The organism is Ideonella paludis (genome assembly GCF_018069865.1).
Lineage (GTDB): Bacteria > Pseudomonadota > Gammaproteobacteria > Burkholderiales > Burkholderiaceae_C > Ideonella > Ideonella paludis.
The window spans coordinates 189428-210498 of record NZ_JAGQDG010000008.1 but is presented as its reverse complement, the minus strand read 5'-3'; the positions used below and the strand labels follow the sequence as shown (position 1 = coordinate 210498).

20 protein-coding genes are annotated in these 21071 nt (G+C 63.3%); 15 read left to right on the top strand and 5 right to left on the bottom strand.

All coding sequences use genetic code 11. From position 1 onward, the window contains the following. Nucleotides 1-242 precede the first annotated feature (242 nt). Both KAK11_RS19450 and KAK11_RS19445 read right to left on the bottom strand, forming a co-directional pair. Complete coding sequence (locus tag KAK11_RS19450; RefSeq protein ID WP_210811077.1) at nucleotides 243-1031, bottom strand: ABC transporter permease; 789 nt, start codon at nucleotides 1029-1031, stop codon at nucleotides 243-245. Next, entirely contained in the window at nucleotides 1028-1969 is a 942-nt protein-coding gene (locus tag KAK11_RS19445) for an ABC transporter ATP-binding protein (RefSeq protein ID WP_210811076.1), read from the bottom strand. Before KAK11_RS19445 ends, KAK11_RS19450 begins: the two co-directional genes overlap by 4 nt. Nucleotides 1970-2046: 77 nt before the next feature. On the opposite strand from KAK11_RS19445, the gene KAK11_RS19440 reads away from it, so the two are divergent. The 5 genes from KAK11_RS19440 (at nucleotide 2047) to KAK11_RS19420 (ending at nucleotide 4742) form a co-directional block, all read left to right on the top strand. Continuing rightward, nucleotides 2047-2703 (top strand): TetR/AcrR family transcriptional regulator, encoded by a 657-nt coding sequence (locus KAK11_RS19440; RefSeq protein WP_210811075.1) that lies wholly within the window; start codon nucleotides 2047-2049, stop codon nucleotides 2701-2703. A 57-nt stretch (nucleotides 2704-2760) separates the two neighbouring features. Continuing rightward, a complete protein-coding gene (locus KAK11_RS19435; RefSeq protein ID WP_210811073.1) occupies nucleotides 2761-3534 on the top strand; it encodes a tetratricopeptide repeat protein in 774 nt (257 codons plus the stop codon). Next, the gene (locus tag KAK11_RS19430; protein ID WP_210811072.1) at nucleotides 3534-3851 is read left to right on the top strand and encodes a helix-hairpin-helix domain-containing protein; all 318 of its coding nucleotides are present in this window, start codon (nucleotides 3534-3536) and stop codon (nucleotides 3849-3851) included. Before KAK11_RS19435 ends, KAK11_RS19430 begins: the two co-directional genes overlap by 1 nt. An 18-nt stretch (nucleotides 3852-3869) precedes the next feature. Next, nucleotides 3870-4169, top strand: coding sequence for a HigA family addiction module antitoxin (locus KAK11_RS19425; protein WP_210811071.1), 300 nt, complete (start codon nucleotides 3870-3872; stop codon nucleotides 4167-4169). Nucleotides 4170-4247: 78 nt separating this feature from the next. After that, complete coding sequence (locus KAK11_RS19420; RefSeq protein ID WP_210811067.1) at nucleotides 4248-4742, top strand: hypothetical protein; 495 nt, start codon at nucleotides 4248-4250, stop codon at nucleotides 4740-4742. 394 nt (nucleotides 4743-5136) lie between these two features. Here the strand turns inward: KAK11_RS19420 and KAK11_RS19415 are convergent, their stop codons facing one another. Next, a complete protein-coding gene (locus KAK11_RS19415; protein ID WP_210811066.1) occupies nucleotides 5137-7140 on the bottom strand; it encodes an SDR family oxidoreductase in 2004 nt (667 codons plus the stop codon). A 201-nt stretch (nucleotides 7141-7341) separates the two neighbouring features. On the opposite strand from KAK11_RS19415, the gene KAK11_RS19410 reads away from it, so the two are divergent. After that, the gene (locus KAK11_RS19410) at nucleotides 7342-7992 is read left to right on the top strand and encodes a phasin family protein (RefSeq protein WP_210811064.1); all 651 of its coding nucleotides are present in this window, start codon (nucleotides 7342-7344) and stop codon (nucleotides 7990-7992) included. 82 nt (nucleotides 7993-8074) lie between these two features. On the opposite strand, the gene KAK11_RS19405 is transcribed toward KAK11_RS19410, so the two are convergent. Further along, nucleotides 8075-9568, bottom strand: coding sequence for a carboxypeptidase M32 (locus tag KAK11_RS19405; RefSeq protein WP_210811063.1), 1494 nt, complete (start codon nucleotides 9566-9568; stop codon nucleotides 8075-8077). Nucleotides 9569-9658: 90 nt separating this feature from the next. Beyond that, on the bottom strand, nucleotides 9659-10159 hold the full coding sequence (locus KAK11_RS19400) for a YqaA family protein (protein WP_210811062.1): 501 nt from the start codon (nucleotides 10157-10159) through the stop codon (nucleotides 9659-9661). Nucleotides 10160-10252: 93 nt separating this feature from the next. Between KAK11_RS19400 and dusB the strand changes: the two genes are divergently transcribed. The 9 genes from dusB to KAK11_RS19355 all read left to right on the top strand — a co-directional run bounded on the left by dusB (nucleotide 10253) and on the right by KAK11_RS19355 (nucleotide 21055). Beyond that, entirely contained in the window at nucleotides 10253-11290 is a 1038-nt protein-coding gene (gene dusB, locus KAK11_RS19395; RefSeq protein WP_210811060.1) for a tRNA dihydrouridine synthase DusB, read from the top strand. 38 nt (nucleotides 11291-11328) lie between these two features. Then, a complete protein-coding gene (locus KAK11_RS19390) occupies nucleotides 11329-11565 on the top strand; it encodes a Fis family transcriptional regulator (protein ID WP_210811059.1) in 237 nt (78 codons plus the stop codon). A gap of 32 nt (nucleotides 11566-11597) precedes the next feature. Continuing rightward, entirely contained in the window at nucleotides 11598-13178 is a 1581-nt protein-coding gene (gene purH, locus KAK11_RS19385) for a bifunctional phosphoribosylaminoimidazolecarboxamide formyltransferase/IMP cyclohydrolase (RefSeq protein ID WP_210811058.1), read from the top strand. Between the two features lie 234 nt (nucleotides 13179-13412). Beyond that, on the top strand, nucleotides 13413-15254 hold the full coding sequence (locus KAK11_RS19380; protein WP_210811056.1) for a sensor histidine kinase: 1842 nt from the start codon (nucleotides 13413-13415) through the stop codon (nucleotides 15252-15254). Beyond that, nucleotides 15251-15643 (top strand): response regulator, encoded by a 393-nt coding sequence (locus KAK11_RS19375; RefSeq protein ID WP_210811055.1) that lies wholly within the window; start codon nucleotides 15251-15253, stop codon nucleotides 15641-15643. Before KAK11_RS19380 ends, KAK11_RS19375 begins: the two co-directional genes overlap by 4 nt. Then, on the top strand, nucleotides 15636-17180 hold the full coding sequence (locus KAK11_RS19370) for an HD domain-containing phosphohydrolase (protein WP_210811053.1): 1545 nt from the start codon (nucleotides 15636-15638) through the stop codon (nucleotides 17178-17180). Before KAK11_RS19375 ends, KAK11_RS19370 begins: the two co-directional genes overlap by 8 nt. After that, on the top strand, nucleotides 17173-19212 hold the full coding sequence (locus KAK11_RS19365; protein WP_210811052.1) for an ATPase, T2SS/T4P/T4SS family: 2040 nt from the start codon (nucleotides 17173-17175) through the stop codon (nucleotides 19210-19212). The genes KAK11_RS19370 and KAK11_RS19365 overlap by 8 nt, the downstream gene beginning before the upstream one ends. A gap of 16 nt (nucleotides 19213-19228) precedes the next feature. Beyond that, nucleotides 19229-20356, top strand: a complete 1128-nt coding sequence (locus KAK11_RS19360; RefSeq protein WP_210811049.1) for a type II secretion system F family protein — start codon at nucleotides 19229-19231, stop codon at nucleotides 20354-20356. Nucleotides 20357-20491: 135 nt separating this feature from the next. Next, on the top strand, nucleotides 20492-21055 hold the full coding sequence (locus KAK11_RS19355) for a type II secretion system protein (protein WP_210811048.1): 564 nt from the start codon (nucleotides 20492-20494) through the stop codon (nucleotides 21053-21055). Nucleotides 21056-21071: the final 16 nt, after the last annotated feature.

Below are 21071 nucleotides of genomic sequence, written 5' to 3'. Positions count from 1 at the left end.
TCTGACAAATGGAACCGTGACGGATCTGAATGTACGTGCTGTGACATTTCTACCTCTCCCAAGGAACTGTTGCGCTTTCAACCACACCGACCAGAGCCCCAAGGCGGCGCCAGGGCTTACTCAACGACATACATTTTCTTACCAGTGTCTCACTGGGGAGCCGCCCGGGACATCCCCAGCTTGCAGGACGGTCGATTGCATTTAAGCATCGATCCCACCCCCACACACAACGCAGGCTATTCTCAATGCCTGAGTTTGTAGCCCGTCTTCAACAAGCGCAGCGTCCAAGCCGCCACCACGGCGGTGAAGCCCAGGACGACGAGCAAGCTGAGCCAAGGCGAGGCGTCGCTGACGCCGAAGAAGCCGCGCCTGAAGCCATCGATCATGTAGAAGAAGGGATTCAGGTGGCTGGCCACTTGCCAAAACGGTGGCAGCGAGCTGACCGAGTAAAACACCCCCGCCAGCATGGTCAGCGGCATGACCAAGAAGTTCTGGAAGCCGGCCAGTTGATCGAACTTTTCAGCCCACAAGCCGGCCATCAGGCCCAGCGAGCCCATCAACACGGCTCCCAGCAAGCCAAACACCAAGATCCACTGCGGCTGGGCCGGCCACGACAAACCGAACCACGCGGTCACCACCAACACGCCAGTGCCCACCACCAAGCCACGCACCACCGAGGCGCCCACATAAGCCACGTACCAAGCCCAGTGCGACAGAGGGGTGACCAGCAAGAAGACGATGTTGCCGGTGATCTTGCTTTGAATCAGGCTGGACGAGCTGTTGGCAAAGGCGTTTTGCAGCACGCTCATCATCACTAATCCGGGGATCAAGAAGGCGGTGTAGCCCACCGAGCCGTAGACCTTGACGTGGTCTTCCAGCACATGGCCGAAGATCAGCAGGTACAGCACCGCCGTCAACACCGGCGCGGCCACCGTCTGAAAACTCACCTTCCAAAAGCGCAGCACCTCTTTGTAGAACAGGGTTCGAGCGCCATCCAGCGGGCCGTGGCTAGGCTTCGAGGCCGCGCTCATGCCAGCACCTCCTGCGCAGTGCCGGTGCGGGGGCTGCTCGGCGCTTGCATGATGGACAGAAACACCTCTTCCAAGTCGGCGCGGCCGATCTCCAAGTCTTCAATGCGCACATTCGCCTCTCGCAGCTTGGCCAGCATGGTCTCTACGGCTTGAGCGTCTTTGGTGCGGATCTGAACCATGCGGCCAGTGATGCGTGCGTGCTCAGCCAAGTGGGGCGGCAGGGCGTCGTCGGTCTTGAAACGCAGCACACTGCCACTGGCCGCCGCCAGCAGGTTGGCCGTGCGGTCCAGCGCCACCACCTTGCCAGCCTTGAGCATGGCAATCCGGCCGCACAGGGCCTCGGCCTCTTCCAAGTAATGCGTGGTCAGCAGCACCGTGCTGCCCTGCTTGTTGAGCTGGGCCACAAACTGCCACAGGGTTTGGCGCAACTCCACATCCACGCCGGCTGTGGGCTCATCCAGCACGATGACGGGTGGTTTGTGCACCAGGGCTTGGGCCACCAGCACCCGGCGCTTCATACCGCCGGAGAGCTGGCGCATATTGGCATGCGCTTTGTCGGCCAAACCCAGGCCTTGCAGCAACTCGTCGATCCAGGCCTCATTGCCGCGCACGCCGAAATAGCCACTTTGGATGCGCAGGGTCTCTCGCACCGAGAAAAACGGGTCAAACACCAATTCCTGGGGCACCAGGCCGAGCGCGCGCCGCGCCGCTGGGTAGTCGCTCACCACGTCGTGCCCCATCACCGTGACACAGCCCTCGGTGGCCCGGCCCAAGCCAGCCAGCACGCTGATCAGCGTGGTCTTGCCGGCACCATTGGGCCCCAGCAATCCAAAAAACTCGCCCTCGGCAATGTCAAACGACACCCCATCCAGCGCTCGAAGAGTGCCTCGGGCACCCTGGTAGGTCTTGGCGACCCCCTGAAAAGAAACAGCAGGCATCCGGGCATTGTAGGGAGAGCCACCAAGGGCACAGCGGGCGGATGGTGCTAGATTGCGCCTGAACACTGCGCCCCTCCATGACCACCAAAAAGCCCCGCCGTACCGCCGAGCGCATTCTTGAAGTGACGCTGGATCTGTTCAACCGCTTCGGTGAACCGAATGTCTCGACCACCCTGATCTCGGCCGAGTTGGGCATCAGCCCGGGCAACCTTTACTACCACTACCCGGCCAAGGACGAGCTGATCAACGCTCTTTTTGACCGCTACGAAAAGGCGCTCAACGAGCTGCTGCTGGCCGCCGAGGACGTGCGCAATGTGGAAGACGCCTGGCTCTTCTTCCACATGCTCTTTGAGCTGATTTGGGGCTACCGCTTTTTGTACCGCGACCTGAACGACCTGCTCAGCAAGAACCGGCGCTTGGAAACCCACTTCCAGTTCGTGCTCAAGCACAAGAGCCGTGCCGTGGAGAGCCTGCTCACCGGCCTGGCCCGCGGCAGTGCCATGCGCCTCGACAAGCTCGACGCCGCCGCCACGGCCACCGCCATGGTGGTGGTGCTGACCTATTGGCTGAGCTACGAATATGTGCGCGAGCCGCGCAAAGCCCTGGAGCCTGAACACGCCGCCGCCACCTTGGCCCGTGGTGCAGGCCATGTGCTGAGCCTGGTCAGCCCCTATCTGGAGCCCGCCGCCCGCGACCACCTGCAAAAACTCAGCAACGCTTACCGACAACAATGAGTGAAGAAGCCCACTGACTCGCAGTGGGGCGACCCTACAAAGAGACGGAGACAACACATGGCCAAATGGACCGCTTTTCCCTATGACGCCGCCGACTACACCTACAGCGCGGCCACGCTCAAGAAGCACTGGGCGCGCCTGCACATGGGCGATGCCGAGCCCTGGCCCAAAGACGAGGCTGTGCAGGCCGCCTGGGCGCTCTACCACTCGGGCCAATTCCAAAAGGCCGTTGAAGCCGGCTTGAAGGCCGGTGGTGCAGGCCTGAACGTGGCCAACCGCGCCCAAAGCATCTACGCCAACTATCTTGAAAAGAGCGAGAAGACCAAGCTCGCCCTGTTCGAAGAAGTGGCCGCCCGCGCCGAGGCCCAAGCCGCCGCCGAGCCCAAGAACGCCAATGCCTGGTACCAAATGGCCTATGCCCTGGGCCGCTACAGCCAAGGCATCAGTGTGGCCAAAGCCCTGGCCCAAGGCCTGGGCTCCAAGGTCAAGAACGCGCTGGAAACCACCATCAAGCTCGAGCCCAAGCATGCCGACGCCCACATCGCCCTGGGCGCCTTTCACGCCGAAGTGATCGACAAGGTCGGCAAGCTGCTGGGCAAAACCCAGGGCGCCGACGCCGCCACCGGCCTGAAGATGTACAAGCAGGCCCTCAAGCTCAACCCCGGCAGCGCCATCGCCATGGTCGAGTACGCCAATGGCTTGGTCATGCTCGAAGGCGACAAGAAAATGGCCGAAGCCGAGCAGCTCTATGCCGACGCCGCCGCTTGTGAAGCCATGGACGCGATGGAGCGCCTGGACATTGAAATGGCCAAGGCGGAGTTGGAAGACTGATGCATCCAAGCAAGGTCGACCGAGCGCGCCTGACACGGCTCACCGACCTGCCCAACATCGGCCCGGCTGGTGCCAAAGACCTGCAGATCTTGGGCATACAAACCCCGGCCGACCTGACCGGGAAAGATGCCTTCGAGCTTCACCAACGCCTCTGTGCGCTGACGGGTGTGCGACATGACCCGTGCGTGATTGACGTGTTCCTGTCCGTCACCTCGTTCATGGATGGCGGGCCACCGCTGCCATGGTGGAGCTTTACCGAGCAGCGGAAGCGTAAGCTAGAAGGCGCGACTGACGTCGAGATCGTGGACTGTCACTGACGGCCAGGAAGGATTCTCATGCGCACCGTTGCACCCGTTTCGCCGGGCGAAATGCTCGAAGAGGAGTTTTTGAAGCCGCTGGGCCTGACCAAGTACCGGCTTGCCAAGGACATCGGCGTCCCGCCTCAGCGTATCGGTGAGATTGTCTCGGGCAAGCGCTCCATCACCGCTGACACCGATCTTCGGCTTTGCCGCTACTTCGGCCTGAGTGATGGTTGGTGGCTGCGCGGGCAAGCCGCTTACGACACGGCCATCGCCAAAGAATCGCTGCACAAGGAACTGGCCGCCATTCAGCGGTGTGCGCTGCTGGCGGCATAGTGAGTATGGGCGGTGGATTTTGGTCCGAAGGAACTACCACTTGACGCCGATTCCGCAATTTCGAGTCCAGACCTACGCATGTTTCCAGAGCGATACCTGTTTCTTCTTCGGCAACAGCCAACAGGCAAAGCAAGCCTTGGCTACGGTGGAATTCAACTCCATTCCGAGACCGAACTACCAACGGCACAGATAGGGTACTCAGTTTCCCCAGGAGGAATCAGTCTTTGTACAGGCGTCCCTGGCGACTGGAGGCAGGAATGGCTGGTCATTGCCCACACCCTCTCGTCGGGCGAGCCCCTCATTCTCGACACCACTGCAGATAGCTTACCTATCCTGACAGATTTTCACGGCCAAGGTGTTTGGGAACCTTGGCGGATTGCTGATTCAGCAGAAGGCTTCTTCCAAGCCTTTTCGCTCGTGCTCGAACTTGGACTTGGGCGCGAACATCCCGTTGCCCTGTCCAAGAATCCGCTGCCTACCGCAATGCGCAAAAGTACCCTTGAGGCGATTTCCAAGAGCAATCCACATTCCGACATCACGTTTTGGGAAATGCTGCTCCCCACCGATGAATAGGCTCACCGAGCGGTCCTTTGGACACCTCGTGACGAACCAATCCAATTCGGTGAAATCAATCGTTGATCCACAAGCATGCCTTCCAACAACACCAACGAAGAACCAGGCTGGTGGGTACGCCATCTGGCCGCTGCACTTCTGGGATTCGTAGTCAGCGGATGGCTCTTTGCCCGTCTAGTCCGAAGCGGTGAACTGTTGGACCACCGCTTGCTGGTTGCGGCCGTGTGTGGGCTGGCTTGTGGCACTGCCTCGATTTTTTGGGGCGGTGGGTTCTGGTCGTTTGTTCGCCGCTGCTTTGGGCGAGATTGACGTAAGGATGGAAGCGCGCGCCCAACCCACAACCATGCAAAACCCGGATCATCCTCCGTGTTTTGCATGGAATAAGACTACCTCGTCAGAAGTGAATCCCCCGCATCATCTGCTGCAGTGCCATCGCTTCAGCAGAGAGCTTGGGCTTCTCGCCCTTGGCCTTGTCGCCCTTGGCGGCGTCGGAGTCGGGGAACATGCGGAAGCTGGTGTTCATGACGATCTGGGCCACGCGGGGCACGGTGGCGTGCAGCACCTGGCCGAAGATGCCCAAGCGGGTGGCGATGCGCACCGGCTTGTAGACGCAGGCCTCGGCAATCATGTCGGCGGCTTCTTCGGGTGAGAGCGTCGGCACGTTGTTGTAGATCTTGGTCGGCGCAATCATGGGCGTGCGCACCAAGGGCATGTTGATGGTGGTGAAGCTGATGCCCTGGTCGGCAAACTCGCTGCTGGCGCAGCGCGTCCATGCGTCGAGCGCGGCCTTTGAGGCCACATAGGCCGAGAAGCGCGGCGCGTTGGTCAGCACGCCAATGGAGCTGATGTTCACCACATGGCCTTTGCGCTTGGCCACCATGCCGGGCAGCAGGCCCATGGTGATGCGCAGGCAGCCAAAGTAGTTGAGCTGCATGGTGCGCTCAAAGTCGTGGAAGCGGTCGTAGCTGTTTTCAATCGCGCGGCGGATGGAGCGGCCCGCGTTGTTGATGAGGAAGTCGACACCACCGTGCACCTCTTCCAGCGTCTTCACAAAGGCGGCGCAGCCTGCCTCATCCGAGATGTCCACCGAGTAGCTGTGAACCTGAGCTTCTTTGCCGGCTTTGGCCTTGATCTCGGCCACGGCCTCTGCCAGCTTGTCTTCGCCCCGGGCGCAAATGATGGTGATGGCCCCGGCCTCGGCAAACTTGATGGCCGCCGCCAAGCCAATGCCGGACGAGCCGCCCGTCACCAGCACCACCTTGCCACCCACCGAGCCCTTGAGGCTGCGGTCGATGAAGAGGTCGGGGTCAAGGTTGCGCTCCCAGTAGTCCCACAAGCGCCACGCATAGTCATTGAGCTTGGGGCACTCGATGCCACTGCCCTTGAGCGCTGCGGCCGTCTGGCGGCAGTCGAAGCGCGTGGGGTAGTTGATGAAGGTGAACATGTCCTCGGGCAGGCCCAAGTCCTTCATCACGGCGTTATAGACACGGCGCACCGGCGCCAGCGCCATCAGGCCCTTCTTCACGCTCTTGGGGATGAAGCCCATCAAGGCCGCATTCACAAACAGGTTCATCTTGGGCGCATGTGCCGCCTTGGCAAAGATGTCCAGCACATCACCCACGCGATAGCCCACTGGGTCTACCAGGTGGAAGCACTGGCCCTTCAGCTCATGTTTGCTGTGCGAGATGTGGTCCAGCGCATTGACCACAAAGTCCACCGGCACGATGTTGATGCGCCCGCCTTCCAGGCCCACCGTGGGCATCCAGGGCGGCAGCAGTTGGCGCATGCGCTGGATCAGCTTGAAGAAGTAATACGGCCCATCGATCTTGTCCATCTCGCCGGTGGCCGAATCACCCACCACCAAGGCCGGGCGGTAGACCGTCCAAGGCAGCTTGCATTCGGTGCGCACGATCTTCTCGCTCTCGTGCTTGGTCATGAAGTACGGGTGGTCGAGGTTCTCGGCCTCGTCGAACATGTCCTCGCGGAACACGCCCTCATACAAACCCGCCGCAGCAATGGAAGACACATGGTGCACGTGGCCCGCATCCACGGCCTTGGCAAACTCCACCAGGTTTCGCGTGCCTTCGATATTGACCTGCACCTGGCTGTCTTCATCGGCGCCCAGGTCGTAGACGGCGGCGAGGTGGTAGACCGCGTCGATTTGCCCCTTCAGGCTCTTGATCACGTCAGGCGCAACGCCCAGCTTGCGGCTGGTCAAGTCGCCCATCACCGGAATGGCGCGCTGCTTGGAGACGCCCCAGAAGCTCAGCAGGTCGGGCACCTTGCCCTCGCTGCCCGGGCGCAGCAAGAAATGCACGGTCGCTCCTTTGCGCGCCAGCAGCTTCTTCACCAAGCGCTTGCCAATGAAACCCGTTGCCCCAGTCACGAAATAATGCATGCCAGTCTCCAAACCCAATGAATCAGTGGATGCAGCAGATTGTCAGCCTGCGCCCCGTGGCTTTTTGTGCGCGCTTACCCCAGATAGATGGCTCACTCTAGGGAATTAGGATGTAGTCCCCAGGCGCCCGCTCCTACACTGCATTCATCCGAGTTGCCATCAGGCATCTCCACCAGATCACCACTTGAGAGGAAAGTCATCATGGTCAAGAAGCTGAAGAAAATGGCCGAGCAAAAGGCCGCCGCTCCCGCAGGCATGCTGGATGGCGTGTTGGACGGGCTGGACAGCCGCTTGGCCGGCGCCGTCAAGGCTTCGGCCCAGCAGATCTGGCTGGCCGGCATGGGCGCCTTTGCCAAGGCCCAGGAAGAAGGCGGCAAGGTCTTTGAAGCCCTGGTCAAAGAGGGTGTGAACCTGCAGCGCAAGACCCAAAGCGTGGCCGAAGACCGCCTGGGCGAAGTCACCGGCAAGATGAGCGCGATGGCCGGTGAAGTCACGAACAAGGCCGGTGCCTCTTGGGACAGGCTGGAAGGCATCTTCGAGAGCCGCACCGCCAAGGCCATGTCCAAGTTGGGTGTGCCCACCCGCCAAGACCTGGATGAGCTGCATGCCAAGGTCGACGCCCTGAGCGCGGCCGTGGCCAAGCTGGGTGGCAAGGTCGACGCCCCCAAGAAGCCGGCTGCCAAGAAGGCCGCAGCGGCCAAGCCTGCTGCCAAGCCCGCCGCCAAACCCGTGAAGGCTGCCGCCCCCGCCAAGAAGGCCGTGAAGCCTGCCGCCAAAGCGGCTGCCAAGCCTGCGGCTAAACGTGCCCCGGCCAAGAAGGCTGCAAGCGCTACCCCTGCTGCTGCCGCCTGACGCTGAGGCACAGCCCCCCAACACAAAGGCCACCGCATGCGGTGGCCTTTTTGCTGGGCGGCTGGCGGCAATCAGCCCATGCTCAGCCCAGGTAGCGCGTCACCAAATGACGACGGAAGTGGGCCGGGTTCAGCGTCTCACCGCTGGCGCGCACGGCCAGCTCATCGGTAGTCCAGCGGCTGCCCTGCAGCCAGATGTTCTGACGCAACCAGTCGAACACCACGGTCAAATCGCCAGCCGCAATACGAGCGTCCAGGTCGGGGTGGGCCTGGCGAATGGCGGCAAACCACTGCGCCGCATACATGGCCCCCAGGGAATAGCAAGGGAAGTAGCCAAACATGCCCTCTGGCCAGTGCACATCTTGCATGGGGCCGTTGCGGAAGTCACCGCGGGTGTCCAGGCCCAGCAACTCCAGCATCAAGGCATCCCACATGGCGGGGATGTCCTCCACCTCGGCCTCGCCGCTGATCAAGGCTCGCTCAATCTCAAAGCGCAAGATCACATGCGCCGGGTAGGTGACTTCGTCGGCATCCACCCGAATCAAGCCCGGCTTGACCCGCGTCATCAAGCGGTGCAGGTTGCCCGCCTCAAACGCCGGCTGCTCGCCAAAGGCTTGAGCCACCAAGGGTGCCAACAAGCCCGCAAAGCCCGGATGGCTGCCCAACTGCATTTCAAAGGACAAGCTCTGGCTCTCGTGCAAAGCCATGGAGCGGGCCCAGGACACCGGCTGGCCCAACAGCTCACGCGGCAGGTTCTGCTCATAGCGGCCATGCCCCGTTTCGTGGATGGTGGCCATCAGGCTTTGCAGAAAATCATCCTCCTTGAAGCGCGTGGTCATGCGCACGTCTTCCGGCACCCCACCCGAGAAGGGGTGGGTGGAGACATCCAGGCGACCCGCCTCAAAGTTGAACTGCAGCAGGCGCATCACCTGCTGACACAAGCTTTTTTGTGCCGCAATGGGATAGGGCCCTTGCGCTTGAATCACCTTCTCCTGGGCCTGCCGGGCCATCACCTGTTGGATCAAGCCAGGCAACCACTGACGCACATCGCCAAACACGGCCTCCACCGTGCTGGCCCGCATGCCCGGCTCATACAGATCCATCAGCGCGTCATAGGGCGCCAAGCCGCTGCGCTCAGACAGCAATTGCGCCTCTTCGCGGGCCACGGCCAGCACGGCCTTGAGGTTGGGCGCAAACCCTGCCCAATCGTTGGCGGGGCGCTGGCTGCGCCACGCATGCTCACACCGCGCCGTGGCCAGCGAGCGCTGCTCGACCAAGCGCTCGGGCAGGCTGTTGCTCATGGTCCAGTCGCGACGGATCTCGCGCAAGTTGGCACGCTGGGCGTCGTCCAACGCTTCGGCCTGGGCCTGCGCGAGGTGCTGCGCCAAGGCGGGATCAGTGCGCAGCCGGTGCAGCAAGGTGGCCATCTCGCTCATGGCCGCCGCACGGGCGTCATTGCCTTGGGGCGGCATGTTCACGGCCGTGTCCCAAGAGACGATGCTTTGAAGGTGGGAGAAGTGATGGATCTGACGGTAGGTGCGCGTTAGCGCGTCATAGGCGGGGGTGTGGACGGACATCGACGACTTCTTGGTGAGCGGACAAGTGGGCGCGACTATAGCGGGATATCGCAGCCTATGGCATGTACTTGTGTCGTTAGCAGGGCGCTATCAGGCCACGGTCAACAAGCCGGGAAACCACCACAAGAGCACGGCGGTGTAGACGGTGAATCGAATGAACTTGCCAATCGCCATATAGAGCACGCAAGGCCAAAAATCCAGGCGAAGCCAGCCGGCCAACGCACACAGCGGGTCACCCACCACGGGCAGCCAACTCAGCAAACAGGCTTTCGGGCCAAAGCGCTTGAGCCAAGCAAGTGCGCGCAGCTCACTCGGCGAGCGATGGCGCACTTTCTCATAGGTGCGCTCGTAAAGCTCTTCGGCCCCGCGCCCCATCCACCAGCTGATGATGCCGCCCAGCGTGTTGCCCAGCGTGGCCACGGCGATGGTGGGCCAAAACAGGCTGGGGTCCAGCGAGACCAAGGCCATGACCGCAGGCTCTGAGCCCAGCGGCAACAGCGTCGCAGACAGCAGCGAGATCACAAACACCGCAGGCAATCCCACCGAGGGCAGTGCCAGGGTCTCCAGCAGAGGCGTCAACCATACTTCCATGGCCTCGATTGTGGCCCCCGGGCATCAGAGCTTGCGGCAGTGGGCCGGCTATACTTCTGCCTCCTTTTTCAGCAACTCTTCTGCCTCGCTACCATGCACATCGGCTCCTACGCACTGCCGAATCGGCTGTTCGTCGCCCCGATGGCCGGGGTGACAGACCGCCCGTTTCGGCAACTTTGCAAGCGTTTGGGCGCCGGTTATGCCGTCAGCGAGATGGTCACCTCGCGCAAAGACCTCTGGAATTCGCTGAAAACCTCGCGACGCGCCAACCACGAAGGGGAGCCCGGCCCCATTGCCGTGCAGATTGCCGGCACCGACGCCGCCATGATGGCCGAAGCGGCGGCCTACAATATCGACCGCGGCGCGCAGATCATCGACATCAATATGGGTTGCCCCGCCAAAAAGGTGTGCAACAAATGGGCGGGTTCGGCCCTGATGCGCGATGAGGCGGGGGCGCTGGCCATTGTGGAAGCCGTGGTGGCGGCCTGCGCGCCACACCAGGTGCCCGTCACGCTCAAGATGCGCACCGGCTGGTGCGCCAGCGAGCGCAATGCCCTGCGCATTGCCCGCGCGGCGGAGAGCGCCGGGGTGGCCATGGTCACCGTGCATGGCCGCACCCGCGAGCAAGGCTACAAAGGCCAGGCCGAGTACGACACCATCGCGGCCGTCAAAGCGGCGCTGCGCATCCCGGTGGTCGCCAATGGCGACATCGATTCGCCCGAGAAGGCCGCGCAAGTCTTGCAGGCCACGGGCGCCGACGCGGTGATGATTGGCCGTGCCGCCCAAGGCCAGCCCTGGATCTTTGGCGACATTGCCCACTATTTGGCCCACGGCAGCCTGCGCCCAGCACCTTTGACACGCGATGTGCATCACTGGCTGACCGAGCATTTGCTCGACCACTACAGCCTCTACGGCGAGGACGCCGGCGTGCGCAGCGCTCGCAAACACATTGGCTGGGCGGTCAAAGGCCTGCCCGGTGGCGAAGCCTTTCGGCAAACCATGAATCTTTTGGACGACAGCCAAAGCCAGTGGCAGGCCGTCAGCGACTACTTTGCACAGCTGGCCCAGCAACACCTGCGGCTGCCGGTGGCGCAGGCCGCCCCTCACGACGAACTTGAACTGCAAGCCTGAGCGCCCAAACGCCCGGCTTGCCGCCCCTGACAGACACCATGAGCAAGAAAAGCATTGAAGAGTGCGTCCGCGAGACGCTGGACCAGTATTTCGCCGACCTGCACGGCGCCGAGCCGCACTCGCTGCACGACATGGTGATCCTGACCGTGGAAAAGCCCCTGCTCGAAGTGGTGATGCGGCAAGCCGAAGGCAACCAAAGCAAGGCTGCCGAATGGCTGGGCATCAACCGCAACACCCTGCGCCGCAAGCTGCTGGACCACAAGCTCATCAAGTAATCCGTTTTTCAATCCAACTCTAGGCCCTCTCCATGGCTCAACTCACCGCCCTGATCTCGGTCTCTGACAAGACCGGCATCCTTGAATTTGCCCGCGAACTCCACGCCCTGAACGTGCGCCTGCTGTCCACTGGCGGCACTGCCAAGCTGCTGGCTGACGCCGGCCTGCCCGTCACCGAGGTGGCCGAGCACACCGGCTTCCCCGAGATGCTGGACGGCCGCGTCAAGACCCTGCACCCCACCATCCACGGTGGCCTGCTGGCCCGCCGCGACCTGCCCGAGCACATGGCCGCGATTGCCCAGCACGGCATTGCCACCATCGACATCCTGGCGGTCAACCTCTATCCCTTCGAAGCCACCGTCGCCAAGCCCGGCTGCACCCTGGAAGACGCCATCGAGAACATCGACATCGGCGGCCCGGCCATGGTGCGCTCGGCAGCCAAGAACTGGAAAGACGTCACCGTGCTGACCGACGCCGGCCAATACGCGGGCGTGCTGGCTGAGTTGAAGGCCCAGGGCCGCACCAGCGAGAAGACCCGCTTTGCCTGCAGCGTGGCCGCCTTCAACCGCATCGCCCAGTACGACGCGGCCATCAGCAACTACTTGTCGGCCCGCCAAGACGATGGCGCGCTGGCCGAGTACCCGGCCCAGATGAACAGCACTTTTGTGAAGGTGCAAGACCTGCGCTACGGCGAGAACAGCCACCAAACGGCCGCGCTCTACCGCGACCTCTTCCCCGCCCCCGGCTCGCTGGTCACCGGCAAGCAATTGCAGGGCAAAGAGCTGTCCTACAACAACATTGCCGACGCCGACGCCGCCTGGGAATGCGTCAAGAGCTTTGAGGCCCCGGCCTGCGTCATCATCAAGCACGCCAACCCCTGCGGCGTGGCTGTGGGCGTGGACGCCGCCGAGGCCTACAGCAAGGCCTTCAAGACCGACCCGACCAGCGCCTTTGGCGGCATCATCGCCTTCAACCGCCCGGTCGATGCGGCGGCCGCCCAGCTGGTGGCCAAACAGTTCGTCGAGGTGCTGATGGCCCCGGCCTTCACCGACGAAGCCCGCGCCATCTTCGCGCCCAAGGCCAATGTGCGCCTGATGGAAATCGCCCTGCCCCCCGGCGGCACCCGCCCCTGGGACCAAGGCCGCAATGCGCAGGATGTGAAGCGCGTGGGCTCAGGCATCCTGGTGCAAACCGCCGACAACCACTTCTTGAAGGCCTCCGACCTGAAGGTCGTCACCAAGCTGCAACCCACGGCGCAGCAGTTGCAAGACCTGATGTTTGCCTGGACCGTGGGCCAGTACGTCAAGAGCAATGCCATCGTCTTCTGCGCCGGGGGCATGACCTTGGGCGTGGGCGCAGGCCAGATGAGCCGCATCGACTCCGCCCGCATCGCCTCCATCAAGGCTGAGAACGCTGGCCTGACCCTGGTGAACTCGGCGGTGGCCAGCGACGCCTTCTTCCCCTTCCGCGACGGCCTGGATGTGGTCGTCGACGCCGGGGCCTCCTGCGTCATCCAGCCCGGTGGCTCCATGCGCGACGACGAGGTGATCGCCGCCGCCGACGAGCGCGGCATTGCCATGGTCTTCACGGGCGTGCGGCACTTCCGCCACTGAATACCCGCAGCCCCACGCGGGCATGCACACCTCACGGCGCCTGCGGGCGCCGTTTTTCATGCGCTGAACAAAGGCCGCTTCGCCCCGCTTAACCCCCCACCGCATCGCTGCATTTCCCTCTAGCCTAGAAGGGCTTCGACCCCTGTGCGCTTCAAGCTTGGCGCCGGCGGGCCGAAGACGACACAGGGGCTGGCGCATTTTGGGGCGCCAGCCGGGTCAAGACTGGGCAAAGGAATGATGAAACTCGATCGTGCGGGCTTGTGGGTGGTGGTGGCGACGCTGTGCGCCATGGCCGCCGTCGGCGTGGGCTCGGCCCAGGCTGAGCTGCAGGAGCGCGCCCAGGCTCAACGCTCTGAGGGCCTGCTGCTGTCGCGCTGCCTGGCCGCCCTGACACCTGACAAACTCAACGGCACCCAAGGCCGAAGCGCCTTTTTGGACAGCCTGCTCAGCGCCCAAGCCGAGGGCGACCTCGCCTATGTGCTGTGGGTCAGCCCGGACGGACAGACCCAGGCCAGCGCCACGCGCCCTGGCGTCAAGCCGCCGCCCTCGGCACTGGCCATCGAGCCGGCGCAATGGTTCTCCAGCCAGCAGAGGCATGACGAGTCTCACCACAGCGAATGGCTGGAGTTCCAAGCCCCGGTGCTGCGCCAAGAGGCACTGGCAGGCTTTGTCCGTTTGGGCTACGCACCGCCCACCCTGCGCTGGACGGCCTTGACCTCGGGCACCCGTCTGGCGCTCACTCTGCCCATTGCGCTGCTGATGGGCGTGGTCTTGCTCTGGACCCGCAAAGAGGCCAAGCCCCTGGTGCAGATGCAAACCGCCTTGCAGGCTTGGGCCGCAAGGCTGGACCTCAAAGGCCTGCCTGTGCCCACGGGCTGGCAAGGCGCTCAAGCCTTTGCCCAGCACTTTCAGCACAGCCTGCAAGTCTGCGAGCAGCACTTCAAGGGCTTGGAGGGCAAAAGCCTGGAGACCCTGGCCATGCACCGCTTGCTGGCCTACAAAAAGAACCGCGCCGAGGCGGTGATTCACCTCTTTCCGGATGGCGTCATCGTGCTCGATGGCGAAGGCTTGCCTGCGCTGGCCAATGCCAAGATCGAGCCGCTGCTGGGCGTCAAACCCAGCAGCATCTATGGCCACGCCCCGCACGAATGGTGTGAACAGCCCGAGGTGCTGGCCTTTATCCAAAGCCAGCGCCTGAGCCACAGCCGCCCGCAGATCCGGCCCGCCAAGGTGGAGGTAGAGGTCACGGGTGACACCGCCCGCAGCCTGGAGCTGGCCGGCACGCCCTTGGTGGCGCCCAACGATGCCAGCCAGGTCTATGGCACCTTGATCACCGTGCGCGACACCACCCGCCAGCGCATGGCCGTGGCGGCCGGTGCCGAGTTTGTGGCCAATGTCTCGCACGAGCTGAAGACCCCGCTCAACAGCCTCAAAGCCTATAGCGAGCTGCTGCTGGACTCTGGCGGCGACGATGAGGCCTTGCGCGTTGAAGCGGTGAACGTGATTGCCGCGGAAGTCGACCGCATGAGCAGCCTGATCAACAACCTGCTCAACATCTCCAAGCTGGAGACCGGCGCCATCAGCCTCAGCACGGCCCGGGTGAATGTGCATGACCTGCTGCACAGCTCCTTTGAGGCCCAACGCCAAAGCGCGCTCGGCCAAGGCCTGGGCTTCACCATCGACGCCCCCCTGAACCTGGGGCAGGCGTCACTGGACAAAGACCTGCTGCGGATCGCCCTGAACAACCTCTTGTCCAACGCCATCAAATACAACCGGCCTGGCGGCGAGGTGGTGCTCAGCGCGGTCGAAGTGGATGACGACACGCTGGAGATTCGCGTCCGCGACACCGGCATTGGCATGTCGGCCGAGCATCTGCCGCACATCTTTGACAAGCACTACCGCATCGTCGGCGACAGCAGCCGCAGCGGCCATGGCCTGGGTCTGTATCTGGCCCGCCAAATTGTGGAGCTGCATCACGGCACCATCAAGGTGCAAAGCCAGGCTGGCGTCGGCACGGAGTTCATCCTCCGCCTGCGCAAGATACCCGCGCTCTACCAAGAAGGAGCGAACGCATGAAGCACATACTCATCGTGGACGATGAGCCCCCGATCGCCAGGGTTCTCAAGCTCACGCTGGAGAAGGCGGGCTGGCAAGTGACCTGGGCACCCGACGGCCAGGTCGCCTTGGAGTGGCTGCGCAAGACCAGCGAGCCGCCCACCGCCTTGATCACCGACATCCAAATGCCCCGCCTCAATGGCCGCGAGCTGGTCAAAGCCATTGAAGCCGAGTGGCCGCACCGCGACTACCCGATTTATGTGATGACCTCCATGACCGAACGCGAAGAGCGCCATTGGGTGGGCGCACTGCACCGGGTGCACTTCTTGGAAAAGCCCATCAGCCCACGTCTGTTGGTCAACACCCTGACGCACGAAGCCGTCACTGGATTCGGAGATTTCCATGGCTGAACTCTCTTTACGGGATCTCGATCTGCCGCGCTATCACCGCTGGTGGAAGCGGGCCAGCCCCACGGCCACGGCCCTGGTGATCTGCGATGAACAAGGCCTGCCGGTGTGGTCGGCCGACGATGCCACCTCGACCCAGCTGGCTGCAGCCTTGCCCCAGCATCATGGCGGGGCGCTGCGCTGGCGCTTTGAGGGTGGTGGCCTGGGTGTGGATGCGCTGGCGGACGGGCAACGGCTGGCCTATCGGCCCGTGGATGCATCGGGGCGCTTTGTGGGGTGGTTGGTCATCCCGTGGAGCGACGCCGAGCACAGCACGGACATGGACGCCATGGCTGAAGCGCTGGACGACTTGGCCACAGCCATGGCCGATGAGCTGCAGCTCAAGGCCGACCTCAATGGCATGACCGCCGAGTTGGCCGAGCGCTATGACGAGTTGCACTTGGTCTATGGCGTGGACGAGCAAGTGCGCCGTCACGGCTCCCAAGAGGTGGTCATCCAAAGTCTGTTGAGCAGTTGCGCCAACCATCTGGACGTGGATGTGGTCGCCTTTGTGCGACCCAATAAAAACCAATGCATCTCGGCCATGGCGCTGAGCCAGCCCATCCACAACCTGGACTTGGTGCTGGTGGAGATGCGCGGCGACCTCTACCGCTTTGTGCAGGCCACGCGCGAGACCTTGGTGATGAATGACATGGCCGACGCGCGCCGGGCCTACATCTTCACCGACATGCCCTACAAGATCCTCGCCTGCCCCGTGCGCTGCGAGAACCATGTAGATGCCATGCTGGTGCTGCTGAACCACCGCCACAAGCCCGACTTCAGCAACAGCGACCGCCGCTTGGCCGATGTGTTGGCCAGCCAGCTCACCCGGCTGGTGCAAGCGATGTCCATGGTGCAGCAGCTCTCCGACTTCACCCGCCAAATGGCCGCCGCCTTGGTGGAGGCTGTGGAAGCCAAAGACCCTTACACCCGCGGCCACAGCGAGCGTGTGCATCACCTCTCCATGGAAATTGGCCGGGCCATGGACATCCGCGACAAAGACCTGGAGAACCTCTATTGGGGCTCGCTGCTGCATGACGTGGGCAAGATCGGCATCCCTGACGCCGTGCTGTGCAAGCCTGCCCGCCTGACGCCCGATGAGTACGCCTTCATCATGGTGCACCCCGAGCGCAGCTACGAGATCCTGCGCCACATCGACTATCTGGCTGATGCCGTGCCCGGCGCCCGTCACCACCAAGAAAAGTGGGATGGCACCGGCTACCCCCATGGCTTGAAGGGGGAGCGGATTCCGCTGCATGCCCGCATCATTGCGGTGGCCGACACCTACGACTCCATCACCAGCTCACGCGCCTACCGGGCCGGCCGGCCACATGAAGACGCGATGCGCGAAATCGACCGCGTCAGCGGCACCCAGCTCGACCCCAGTGTCGTGGCCGTCTTCCGACAGCTTTGCGACACCGACCCACCGCCCGAGTGGATGAGCCGCTTCAACATCCGCCGCGCCCCCACCACGCCCGCCCCCGCCTCCGCGCATGGATGACAGCATCGCCACCAGCCGCTTCGGCGCGATGACGTATTTGTCACCGCCGGGCTCGCTGATTCAAGACGCCGCGCTGCAAGCCCTGCAGTCGGCCTTGAGCGATTGCTTGGCCGCGCGCCACATCCAACTGGTGCTGGACCTCTCCCGCACCCAGGCCGTGGGCGGTCGGGCCTTGGAGATTCTTCTCGACACCAGTGCTCAAGTCAGCGCCTTCGGCGGCAAGCTGGAGCTGGTGAATGCCAACGACTTGGTCAAGCAGATCATTGGGCTGACCGGCTGCGCAGAGCAGCTCTCCTTGGCCGCGGCCGATAACCCCAGTGCCACCGCCCCACCGAGCCCAGCCACCTCGGCGCTGGGCCGCCTGGGCGACATCCTGCTGCGCCGCCAACTCCTGACCCCGGAGCGCATGGCGCTGGCCGTGCAAGCCCAGCAAGAAAGCGGTCGGCGGGTCGGTCAAATCCTGGTGGAAAAGGGCTGGATCAGCGAACAAGACCTGCTCAGCGCCCTGGGTGAGCAACTGGGCTTGCCCACCGTGAGCTTGCGCACCGGTTTGTATGAAAAGTCGGCCGCCGCCCTGCTGCCTGAAGCCACTGCGCGGCGCCTGCAAGTGCTGCCCCTGTTCAAGGTGCACCACACCCTCACGGTTGCCACGGCTGAGCCCCAGGCCATTCCGGTCTTCGACGAAATCACCGCCCTGACCGGCCTGAGCGTGCGGGTGGTGCTGACCCGGCGCGAGGACATCGTTCGCCACTTGGCCGAGGCTTTTGACGGCACCGACTTCACGCCGGAGCTGCTGGAGGCCCAGCAAGACGATCTGGAGCTGATCGAGAGCCAGATTCCCGACGACTACACCGAGATCGACCACCTGGCGGGCGGCAGCCCGGTGATCAACTTGGTCAATGGCCTGATCCAGCGCGCCATTCGCGACAAGGCCAGCGACATCCACATCGAAATCACGCGCGGCCGCTCGCGTGTGCGCTTCCGGGTCGATGGCGTGCTCTACCAAGTGATGACGCCACGTGCCGAGCTGCACCCGGCCATCGTCTCGCGCCTGAAGGTGATGGCCAACCTGGACATTGCCGAGCGCCGCCTGCCGCAAGACGGCCGCATCCAAGTGGCCACTCAAGGCCGCACGGTGGACCTGCGTTTCTCCTCGCTGCCCGGCATCCACGGCGAGAAAGTGGTGCTGCGCGTGTTGGACAAAAACCAGTCCATCCTCGATGTCGGCAAGCTGGGCATGAGCGTGGGCAACCTGGACACCTTCCGCCACCTGCTGACCCGCAGCCACGGCCTGATCCTGGCCACCGGGCCTACCGGCAGCGGCAAGACCACCACGCTCTATGCCGCCATCAACCACCTCAAAAGCATGGAGACGAACATCGTCACCATTGAAGACCCGGTGGAGTATCAGCTCGACATCATCAACCAGAACCAGGTCAACGAAGCCATTGGCCTGAACTTCGCCCGCATGCTCAAGCACGTGCTGCGCCAGGACCCGGACGTGGTGATGGTGGGCGAGATCCGCGACAAGCAAACCGCCGAAATCGCGGTGCAGGCGGCGCTTACCGGCCACTTGGTGTTGTCCACCTTGCACACCAACGATGCACTGGGCGCCGTGTCCCGTCTCACCGACATGGGCGTGGAGCCCTATTTGCTGGCCTCAGCCTTGGTCGGTGTGGTCGGCCAGCGTTTGGTGCGCCAGGTTTGCCCCAGTTGCAAGACCTCATTTTTGGCCACGCCAGAGATCGTCGCCCGGCATGGCTGGAGCACAGAGCAGCCCATCCGCCTGGCCCGCGGCCGCGGTTGTGGCGAGTGCTATGACTCGGGCTACAAAGGCCGGCTCGGTATTCATGAATTGCTGGTGATGGACGAGGTGCTGCAAACCGAGGTCGCCAAGGGTGCCTCGCGAGAGCGGCTGGGCCAGGTGATCAAAGCCCAAGGCCTGAAGACCTTGTACGACGACGGTGTGCAGCGCGCCCTGGAAGGGCGCACCACCTTGGAAGAAGTGGCACGTGTGATTCACGATGCCTGAGAGAGCACCCTGAGCCATGGCCATCGAACTTCATCAAGCCAGCGCCAGCAGCACGCGAGTGGAGTCCGTCGCCCCTCCACAAGCAGGTCTTCAAGGTCTGCGCTGGCGACAACTGGGCTTGACCGAGCGCCTGCTGTTCACTGAGAGGCTGCTGCTCTTGCAAGAGACCGGGGTCAGCCTCCATGAGGGCCTGCGTGAGCTGAGCGAACAAGAGCACGACCCCGACATGGCCGCCGTGCTGCAGCGCCTGCTCAGCGATGTCTTGGAAGGCCAGCCCTTGTCTCAGGCCATGGCCCAGCACCCCGGCTTCTTCCCGGCCACCTATGTGGCCTTGGTGGCGGCCGGCGAGCGTGGCGGCTTTTTGCCGCAGGTGCTGCGGCAATTGCTGGACCTGGACGAAAAGAGCGAGCGCCTGCGCAGCCTGCTCACCTCGGCCCTGTCCTATCCCGCCTTTCTGACGCTGTTTTCCACCGGCACCATCATCTTTGTGCTGGTGGGCGTCTTCCCCAAGTTTGCGGCGCTGTTCGAGCAAATCCACGACCAACTGCCCTGGAGCACGCGCTTCTTGATGCAGCTCTCAGAGCTGCTGCGCCATCACTGGCCTTGGCTGCTGGTCGGGGCGGCCACGCTGGGCTTGCTGGCGGTCTTGCTGTGGCGACAGGAAGACACCCGGCTGCGCATCGACCGCTTCAAGCTCAGCTTTCCGGGCCTGCGCCAGATCTACGTGCAGGTCTACCTCAGCCAAACCTTGCGGGTCTTGGGCATGTCGCTGAGCCACGGCGTGCCGCTGGTGGAAGCCCTGAAGGCGTGCCAAGACCTGGTCGGCAATCGCGTGTTTCGCGGCTTTCTGCTGGACTTGCGCCAGCAAGTCACCGAGGGCTCGGGCCTGGCCCAGGGCTTTGAGCGCAGCAGCTTTGTGCCGCCCATGGTGCAGCAGATGATCCACACCGGCGAGCGCACCGGCAGCCTGGCCACGGTGATGACGCGCATTGCCGAACACTATGAGCGTGAGTTGGCCAAACGTCTGGCCCTGGTGTCCCGCTTAGCCGAGCCAGTCATGCTCTTGGTGATGGGCGCCCTGATCGGCCTGATCGTGGCCTCTTTGATCCTGCCCATCTTCAAGCTCAGCCGGGCCATCCGCTAAAGCCATGAAGATGCTGCCATTTGCGACCTTTTGCATGGCCAAACCCTGTTTGCACTCAAGCCTTGCGCCCAGAGCGCCGATAGCCCCTCTGAGGCATCTTGCGCCCTTTGCCTCAAGAATTGCGGAGCCCTAGAAATGAGAAACACTGCCCTCCACGTGCTGCGACGTGGCTTTACCCTGGTGGAATTGCTGATCGTGGTCATCATCTTGGCCGTTTTGGCGGCCATCGTGATCCCGCAATTCAACAGTGCCACCAGCGACACCCAAGAGGCCGCTCTGGACGCCAACTTGGCGGCCATGCGCAATGCCATTGAGCTGTACAAGGCGCAGCACGGCAGCTACCCGGGCGATAAGGCCAGCAGTGGCGGGACTTGTGCGGCAGGCAACGCCGCCACCGGCGCCGCGGACAGCGCGCAGGCCTTTGTCGATCAGCTCACGCTCTACACCAATGCCGCAGGCCAAGCCTGCACACAAGGCGGCGGCGCCTTCAAGTACGGCCCCTATGTGCGCAGAGGCATTCCGGACGACCCCATCAACCAGCGCGGCAGCGAGGTCACCGAGATCAGGGTCACCTCGACGGGGGCACCTCTCACCGCGTCGGGCAGCGCGGGGGGTTGGGCCTATGACACGACGTCAGGCCAGTTTGTGATGGACAGCAACGCCACCGCCACCGACGGCCGCGCCTACTCGCTGCGCTGAGCCCTGAAGAGCCACC

Coding starts and splice junctions, on each gene's coding strand:
- KAK11_RS19420 (WP_210811067.1), top strand. CDS start 4,248: ATGTTTCCAGAGCGATACCTGTTTCTTCTTCGGCAACAGCCAACAGGC.
- KAK11_RS19380 (WP_210811056.1), top strand. CDS start 13,413: ATGATGAAACTCGATCGTGCGGGCTTGTGGGTGGTGGTGGCGACGCTG.
- KAK11_RS19440 (WP_210811075.1), top strand. CDS start 2,047: ATGACCACCAAAAAGCCCCGCCGTACCGCCGAGCGCATTCTTGAAGTG.
- KAK11_RS19410 (WP_210811064.1), top strand. CDS start 7,342: ATGGTCAAGAAGCTGAAGAAAATGGCCGAGCAAAAGGCCGCCGCTCCC.
- KAK11_RS19405 (WP_210811063.1), bottom strand. CDS start 9,568: ATGTCCGTCCACACCCCCGCCTATGACGCGCTAACGCGCACCTACCGT.
- KAK11_RS19425 (WP_210811071.1), top strand. CDS start 3,870: ATGCGCACCGTTGCACCCGTTTCGCCGGGCGAAATGCTCGAAGAGGAG.
- KAK11_RS19445 (WP_210811076.1), bottom strand. CDS start 1,969: ATGCCTGCTGTTTCTTTTCAGGGGGTCGCCAAGACCTACCAGGGTGCC.
- KAK11_RS19430 (WP_210811072.1), top strand. CDS start 3,534: ATGCATCCAAGCAAGGTCGACCGAGCGCGCCTGACACGGCTCACCGAC.
- KAK11_RS19365 (WP_210811052.1), top strand. CDS start 17,173: ATGGATGACAGCATCGCCACCAGCCGCTTCGGCGCGATGACGTATTTG.
- KAK11_RS19360 (WP_210811049.1), top strand. CDS start 19,229: ATGGCCATCGAACTTCATCAAGCCAGCGCCAGCAGCACGCGAGTGGAG.
- purH (WP_210811058.1), top strand. CDS start 11,598: ATGGCTCAACTCACCGCCCTGATCTCGGTCTCTGACAAGACCGGCATC.
- KAK11_RS19375 (WP_210811055.1), top strand. CDS start 15,251: ATGAAGCACATACTCATCGTGGACGATGAGCCCCCGATCGCCAGGGTT.
- dusB (WP_210811060.1), top strand. CDS start 10,253: ATGCACATCGGCTCCTACGCACTGCCGAATCGGCTGTTCGTCGCCCCG.
- KAK11_RS19415 (WP_210811066.1), bottom strand. CDS start 7,140: ATGCATTATTTCGTGACTGGGGCAACGGGTTTCATTGGCAAGCGCTTG.
- KAK11_RS19355 (WP_210811048.1), top strand. CDS start 20,492: ATGAGAAACACTGCCCTCCACGTGCTGCGACGTGGCTTTACCCTGGTG.
- KAK11_RS19400 (WP_210811062.1), bottom strand. CDS start 10,159: ATGGAAGTATGGTTGACGCCTCTGCTGGAGACCCTGGCACTGCCCTCG.
- KAK11_RS19390 (WP_210811059.1), top strand. CDS start 11,329: ATGAGCAAGAAAAGCATTGAAGAGTGCGTCCGCGAGACGCTGGACCAG.
- KAK11_RS19370 (WP_210811053.1), top strand. CDS start 15,636: ATGGCTGAACTCTCTTTACGGGATCTCGATCTGCCGCGCTATCACCGC.
- KAK11_RS19450 (WP_210811077.1), bottom strand. CDS start 1,031: ATGAGCGCGGCCTCGAAGCCTAGCCACGGCCCGCTGGATGGCGCTCGA.
- KAK11_RS19435 (WP_210811073.1), top strand. CDS start 2,761: ATGGCCAAATGGACCGCTTTTCCCTATGACGCCGCCGACTACACCTAC.